Source organism: Streptomyces longisporoflavus (assembly GCF_014649775.1).
In the GTDB taxonomy this organism is placed as follows: domain Bacteria; phylum Actinomycetota; class Actinomycetes; order Streptomycetales; family Streptomycetaceae; genus Streptomyces; species Streptomyces longisporoflavus.
Genome location: NZ_BMTR01000079.1, coordinates 1 through 6,520, shown reverse-complemented (window position 1 = coordinate 6,520; position 6,520 = coordinate 1). Strand labels below are relative to the sequence as shown.

General features: G+C 68.4%; 8 protein-coding genes. 5 read left to right on the top strand and 3 right to left on the bottom strand.

Going from position 1 to position 6,520, the window contains the following annotated elements:
* Positions 1-75 precede the first annotated feature (75 nt).
* Positions 76-480 (bottom strand): hypothetical protein, encoded by a 405-nt coding sequence (locus IE226_RS43265; protein ID WP_190087032.1) that lies wholly within the window; start codon positions 478-480, stop codon positions 76-78.
* A 74-nt stretch (positions 481-554) separates the two neighbouring features.
* Between IE226_RS43265 and IE226_RS43260 the strand changes: the two genes are divergently transcribed.
* Complete coding sequence (locus tag IE226_RS43260; RefSeq protein ID WP_190087031.1) at positions 555-1,061, top strand: NUDIX hydrolase; 507 nt, start codon at positions 555-557, stop codon at positions 1,059-1,061.
* Between the two features lie 228 nt (positions 1,062-1,289).
* On the opposite strand, the gene IE226_RS43255 is transcribed toward IE226_RS43260, so the two are convergent.
* Together IE226_RS43255 and IE226_RS43250 are read right to left on the bottom strand one after the other, a co-directional pair.
* Positions 1,290-1,961 (bottom strand): enoyl-CoA hydratase-related protein, encoded by a 672-nt coding sequence (locus IE226_RS43255; protein WP_190087030.1) that lies wholly within the window; start codon positions 1,959-1,961, stop codon positions 1,290-1,292.
* 79 nt (positions 1,962-2,040) lie between these two features.
* Positions 2,041-2,652, bottom strand: a complete 612-nt coding sequence (locus IE226_RS43250) for a TetR/AcrR family transcriptional regulator (RefSeq protein WP_229871974.1) — start codon at positions 2,650-2,652, stop codon at positions 2,041-2,043.
* A 313-nt stretch (positions 2,653-2,965) separates the two neighbouring features.
* Between IE226_RS43250 and IE226_RS43245 the strand changes: the two genes are divergently transcribed.
* The 4 genes from IE226_RS43245 to IE226_RS43230 all read left to right on the top strand — a co-directional run bounded on the left by IE226_RS43245 (position 2,966) and on the right by IE226_RS43230 (position 6,144).
* Positions 2,966-3,601 carry a GyrI-like domain-containing protein gene (locus IE226_RS43245; protein WP_190087029.1) on the top strand — a complete coding sequence of 212 codons (636 nt, stop codon included), beginning with the start codon at positions 2,966-2,968 and terminating at the stop codon, positions 3,599-3,601.
* Between the two features lie 124 nt (positions 3,602-3,725).
* Positions 3,726-4,388, top strand: coding sequence for a hypothetical protein (locus IE226_RS43240; protein ID WP_190087028.1), 663 nt, complete (start codon positions 3,726-3,728; stop codon positions 4,386-4,388).
* A gap of 126 nt (positions 4,389-4,514) precedes the next feature.
* Positions 4,515-5,693 (top strand): cytochrome P450 family protein, encoded by a 1,179-nt coding sequence (locus IE226_RS43235; RefSeq protein WP_190087027.1) that lies wholly within the window; start codon positions 4,515-4,517, stop codon positions 5,691-5,693.
* Positions 5,694-5,919: 226 nt separating this feature from the next.
* A complete protein-coding gene (locus IE226_RS43230; RefSeq protein WP_190087026.1) occupies positions 5,920-6,144 on the top strand; it encodes a DUF6243 family protein in 225 nt (74 codons plus the stop codon).
* Positions 6,145-6,520: the final 376 nt, after the last annotated feature.

The following is a 6,520-nucleotide window of genomic DNA, read 5'->3' as shown; positions in this document are numbered from 1 at the left end:
AGGGGTGTCTGGACGGAGGAGGCCACGTCACCGCCAGTGACGCCCTACCTCCAAGCCCGGTCCCTTAGGACCGGGTCAAGTTGACTCCCGGTCGGTTCTGCTCAGCGTTCCGGTGACGCTGATGCCGGGGGCGAGGCGTCGGGACGTGTGGGGGAGGGGGGCCTCGGTGAGCTTGCCGTCGTGGAGCATCCAGAGGCCGAAGCAGTCGTCTTCCTCGTCGCGGACGAGGATCTGAACGGAGTACGGGTCGGGCCATGGCAGGGACTGCAGATGATCAAGGAGCATGTGCCAGTTGTGCCGTACGAACTGGATGACCCAGGCGTAACAAATCTCCGAGCCGGGGCCGGTGCCGGCGAAGACGGAATCATCGACGGGCGTGAAGCACTGATACCACTCACGCTCGGGGTCCGGGCGGGTCAGCGGCTCCATCACCTCCTCTGCGTCGCGCGCAAGGACGATGACCTCTGCGTATCTGCTCATGCGCTCAGTGTGCCGTGCTCCGGGGAGGTCTCGGCGGTGCCCGCATTGTCAGTGGCGGCTGGGATCGTGCATCTGTGAGCGAACTGGTTGAGCATGTCGATGAGTACGACCGCGTTCTACGGATCGTCGAGCGGGATGAGGCAGTACGCGAGAACTGGCTGCATCGCATAGCAGCGACGATCTGCCGTGATCGAGAAGGCCGGATCCTGGTGCTGAGGCGGGCTGGAACGCTGTCCCGGTTTCCTGGCTACTACGACGCCATGGTCGGAGGGGCCGTGGACGTGGGGGAGTCGTATGAGAAGGCGGCGGTCCGCGAGTTGGCGGAGGAACTGGGCGTTCGGGTGCCGGTGCGCTTTCTGTTCAAGCTCCTTTATCGGGAGGGGGCGAGCCCCATCTGGCTCGGCGTGCACGAGGCCGTCGTGCCGCAGACCCTTGCCCCGGACCCCGGAGAGATCGACTGGCAGGGCTGGCTGACCGTGGCTGAACTGCGGGAAGTGGTTGATCGGTGGTGTTTCGTGCCGGGAGGAAGGGAAGCTCTGCGTCGGTACTTGGAGTCCGGATTCGGCAGCGGTGCGGGGTGAACCGGCAGCGGGCTGAGTGCTCGAGGGGAACAGAGCGATGGCGATGAGAGGGCCCACCGCCGAGAAGGAGCTGGCCACCGTGGCGAAGCGGGAGAGCGGGATTGTCTCGCCGCTTGACGAGGTCCCGAAGGCGACACCCCAGCCTCATGCGTGGGCAGTTGGGGTGGTCGCGCCCCGGGTGGAGCTGTGGAACGCCCGGGGCGGCGTGTGCGGTCAGTGGGGTGCTGGTCAGCCGAGTGGGTTGGTGGTGTCGCGCAGGGTGGCCAGGGCCGGGGCGTACATGCGGGCCTTGATGGTGCCGAGGGTGTCGCCGGCCTTGTTCACCTGCGCTTGGGCGATCTCGATCGCGGTGGAGCGCACGGCGTCCTCGCCGACGGCTTGGTCGACGATGCCGGCGCCCGCGGCGTCGGTGCCGCCGTAGCGGCGGGCGGTGAGCATGGCCTCGTGCGCGGTCTGCGGTGCGAGGCGGGACTGGATGAGGGCGGACATGCCGGGAGTGAAGGGGATGTTGATGTCTGCTTCGGGCAGGCACCAGTAGCCGCGGTCGGCGCGCATGACGCGGAAGTCGTGGGCGAGGGAGAACATCGCGCCGGCGGCGAAGGTGTGTCCCTGCAGTGCGGCCACCGTGATGAGCGGCAGCGACAGTATCCGTGCGAACAACTCGTGGACCGAGACGACGTAGTCCTGGTGCTGGTCGGCGTGGGCGAACAGCCAGTCCAGGTCGAGCCCGTTGGAGTAGAACTTGCCGGTGGCGGCGGTGACCAGGGCGCGGGGGCCTTCGGCCTTCTCCACCTCGTCGAGTGCGGCGCTGACGGCGGTGAGCCAGTCGGGGTGGAAGCGGTTCTCTCCGTCTCCGAGGTCGAGGACGAAGACGTTGTCGTGGCGGTCGAGCGTGGGCATGGTGGCTCCTTGAAGCTGAGGTGACCTGAGGTGAGGTGACCTGAGGTGAGGTGAGCTGACGAAGTGAAGTGGCTGGGGGTTATGGCCGGGGCGCGGCTTGGGCGCCGGGGCGGTCGCGCAGGGCGTACAGGAGCAGGTCGTGGATCTCTGCGGCGGCTGCCTCGATCGGGGCGGTGCTCTGCTCGGCCCGGCACATGATCACCGCGCCTTCGACCGCGGCGATGATGAATGCGCCCAGCCTGCGGCTGCGTTCCTCGGTCAGGCCGTGTCGCAGGAAGAGGGCTGCGAGCGCTTCCTGCCAGCGGGCGAAGACGGCAGCGGCGGAGCGGACCAGTTGGGGTGCGTCGTCGTTGGTCTCCACGGCCACCGCCACGATCGGGCAGCCGGCCCGGAAGCCGCTCTCCACGAGCCGGTCGCGCCACAGCGCGAAGAACGCGTCGACGGCCTCCACAGGGTCATCCGCCTGCATGGCGGCGTCGATCAGACCCGTGATGAAGTCGCCGGCCAGTGCGACCGCCTCGTCGATGAGCTGCGCCCGCCCGCCTGGGAAGTGGTGATACACCGAGCCGCGGGGAGCTCCGCTGTGAGCGAGGACCTGGTCGATGCTGGTCGCGCTTGCCCCGTACTCACGCAGCAGAGCAGCGGCACTGAGGACCATCCGGTCACGGCTGTCACTCCTGCGCGGGCTCACCTGCCCACCACCCTTCCGATGACGGTGCGACCCGCCAGACCGGGGGCCTACCTGTCGGTAACTTAAGGTGTATGGCATAGAACATGCAAGAGGGTCTCGGACCGTCATTGGACGCCCTCGGTCGGCCCAACAGGCGCTAGCGTGGCGGTCGCGCCGGCTGAGGGGAGGGGCGATAGGTGGAAGCCCCGCCGCCTGCTCCAGGAAAGGCGCCCGCTCGACCGCCCGCAGAGTACGTAAGTCACGTAACCGTCCGTCCCGGCCCGGGATGCCCGGGCAGAAAGGTCGTGGCTCGCCAGTCGAGTCCAGGTGCTTGATGACCGTAAAGATCGACTTCAAGAAGACCCTCGACGCCTACCGGGCGAGACGGGACGAGTTCCGGGTCGTGGACGTGCCGGAGATGCAGTACCTCATGATCGACGGCCACGGGGACCCCAACACCTCGCCCGCTTACGCCGAAGCCCTCAAGGCGCTGTACCCGGTGGCCTACAAGCTGAAGTTCGCCAGCAAGCAAGATCTCGGGCGTGACTATGTCGTCATGCCCCTGGAAGGCCTGTGGTGGGCCGGGGACATGGACTCCTTCACTGTGTCGCGTGACAAGTCCCGGTGGGACTGGACATTGATGATCATGGCGCCGGACTGGATCGACCGGCAGATGTTGGAGGCCGCCACCAAGCAGGCCGGAGCGAAGGGGCATGTGGCCCGGCTGGGAGACGTCCGCCTGGAGTCTCTGTCGGAGGGACTTTGCGTGCAGACGCTGCACGTCGGTTCCTACGACGATGAGGCCGGCACTCTGGCACGTATGCACCATCAGTTCATCCCCGACCACGGTCTTCACATGGTCGGCAAGCACCACGAGGTCTACCTCAGCGACCCGCGCAAAGTCGCCCCCGAGAAGCTGCGCACCATCCTGAGACAACCGGTCCGCGACGCCGCAGCTCCGCACGGGTAGGGCCGCGATCCGGCCACCCGGCGGACCAGACGCCGTGGCCTCCGGCACCCGGTCCCGACCGGTGCGGCACAATCACGGTCGACACGATCACGGTCGACTGGATTGACAACGGCGGGGTGGCAACGTGGGGCGTTTCGGCTGGCGGAACCGACGTAAGGGCATACCGACGGAGCCGGCGCTGGTCGCCGCTGCCGCCGAGCATCCCGGGGGCAGCGTCGCCGAGATCGACCGGACGTATATCGACGACCCGGACGGTTATGTACCTCCCGAAGCGATCCGCGGCGCGTGGCTGGTGGACAGCAGCGGCAAATTGACGGGTGAGTACCAGGAGAACCCCCGTCACGGCGTGCCACAGGACGACTTCGGCAAGCTCACGGATGCTGATCACTGGCTTGGCTGGCTCGGCGACGACCCCGTGGCCGCCGTCCGGGAGGGCATCGAGGAGTGCCTGCGTGCCCAGGTGGCAGATGCAGCCGTGGAGTGGGTCAAGATCCTTGAGACGCCTCGGTTTCTCACCGGTGCGCGTCGACATCCCGAGGACGAACAAGTCGTGTTGGTCACCCGCGCGGCCCTCGCCGCGCCGTTTGCGCTGTCCGTGCGCACAACGCAGCACGGGCGCTCCGTCCTCCTGGGAGTGTTCTCCTGGGCGGCGGCGAACCTCTCGACCCCCGAAGTCCGAAAGGATCGGCACTGGTTCGACCTGGGCGTCGAGCTGGACTGGGCCGGTGAGCGGCTTCAGGAGCGCATCTACGAGATCGACGGCAGGGACGACACCGCCGAGCGGTAGAGCTGCAGAGCCGCAGCGCCATCTCAAAAGCGGTGGACGCGGTATGCACTACGGTGACGACGCCGCGCCCGCATGCCGGGCATATCGCCGACGGTGGTCGGCCACAACCGGTTGGAGCTTGCGAGCATGACTGACCCGACCGGGGACCCCCGCCCTCCCCGGAACCGCGATGCGGCCCGCGCCGGCACGCGGTCCGGGTGCCCGGTACAGCCCGTACCCACCGGATCCGGCGGGCGCCCCGCCTACACGGTCACCGGCTACGCGGAAGCCAGAGAAGCCCTCAGCGACGCCCGGCTCTCGAAGGACACGGCCGCCTATTTCGCGGGCAAGGAGTCACGGCGCCGCCTGCACCCGGCGCTCGCGCAGAACATGCTGGCCAGCGACCCGCCCCGGCACACCCGCCTGCGCAAGCTGGTGACCGGGGCATTCACCACCGGGGCCGTCAGGGAACTGCGTCCCTTCATCGGCCGTGTCACCGAGGACCTGCTGCACCGGTGGCCCGTCGGCGAACGCTTCGACTTGGTGGCCGGCCTCGCGGTGCCGCTGCCGGTCATCGTGATCTGCGAACTGCTCGGGGTGCCGCCGACCGACCGGGCCGATGTGCGGCGCTGGTCCGCAGAGCTGTTCGCGGCGGGGGAGCCGGACGTCATCGACGCGGCCTCGCATGCGCTGGCCGGATATATGCGAGACCTCATCACCGCCAAGCGCCGCGCCCCCGGCGGCACCCTTCTTGACCGGCTCATCGCGGCTCGCGACGGAGACGACCACCTGAGCGAGGACGAGCTGGTGTCCCTGGCCGTGCTGCTGCTGGTTGCCGGACACGAGACCACCACCAACGCGATCGGCAACGCCGTCCTGGCACTGCTCCAGCACCCGACCGAACTGGAACGCCTCCGCCGAGATCCGGACGCCATCGCTTCCGCACTGGACGAACTGCTCCGGTTCGACTCCCCTGTCAGTACGGCGACCTTCCGCTTCAGTACGGAGGCCATCTCCCTGGGCGGAACGGATATCCCGGCCGGGGTTCCGGTACTGGTCGCGCTGGGGGAAGCCAACCGGGACCCGGCACGCTTCGCGGCGCCGGGCGTGCTCGACCTGGACCGCGAGGCCGCTGCGCACCTCGGCTTCGGCCATGGCGTCCACCGCTGCCTCGGCGCTCCCCTGGCAAGGGCAGAGATGGAGATCGCGCTGCGAGCGGTGCTGACTCGATGTCCCGGAATCCGACTTGCCGTGCCGGCGGAAGAACTGCGCCGGCGCCGCACGCGTCTCGTCCGCGGCCTCGTATCGCTTCCCGTCCTGGCGTAGACGTAGGCGTAGCCGCGGGCGCTCGCCAGGGTCCCGGCCGACGCCGGGACGGCCAGAACTTGGTGGGCGGAGTCGTCGGAACCGGGTACTGTCGTGGTCATGTTCTTCCAGAGGCCGATTTACGAGTGAGAGCGTGACGGGCCCCCGCTGACATCCTGCGATGTCGCCGCGCCCCGTCCCCCACCGATGAATCCGTAGATCACTTCACACCATTCCGGGAGAACCCGTGAGCAAGAACATCAACAACCCCGTGGGCATGGGCGGCGGTCAGCGCAAGAAGCTGTCCCGCGCCGAACGGCAGAACAACGGTCCGCACCGCAACCTCGACCGCCAGAGTGCCGCCGATCAGAAGGCGGAGCTGGTGCGCAAGATGCGCGAGAAGACAGGCGCGTCCGCGGACGGCGCGACCGAAGACGCCGGGCAGACGGGTAACGACACCGCACAGAGCTGACGCAGCGCCGCCCGGGGCGGCGCCGCACATGGCAGGGCCCGGACCGCGACGCGCGGTCCGGGCCCTGCTGCCGTACTCCGCAGCCGACTCCAGCGCGCTCACCGCGGTGGACCGCGGCTACGCCGCTGTCACCCACGGGCTCGGCGCAAGCGGCCACTTGGGCCGGGCCGGTGGTCTGCCTCGTCGCGGAGCAGCCGGAACGCCTCGTCGGGATGTCTGGCCAGCAGTGCGCCCTGCCGCCTCTGTCTTCCGGAGAAGGGGTGCGCGATCTGCACCGGCCATCTGCCTCCGATCGGCGCAGTCTTCGGTGGGAGGGCCAGCAAGTCCCTTACTGACGGTTTCAGAATGAGGTTCGAAGTCGCCTCAAGCAGATGAT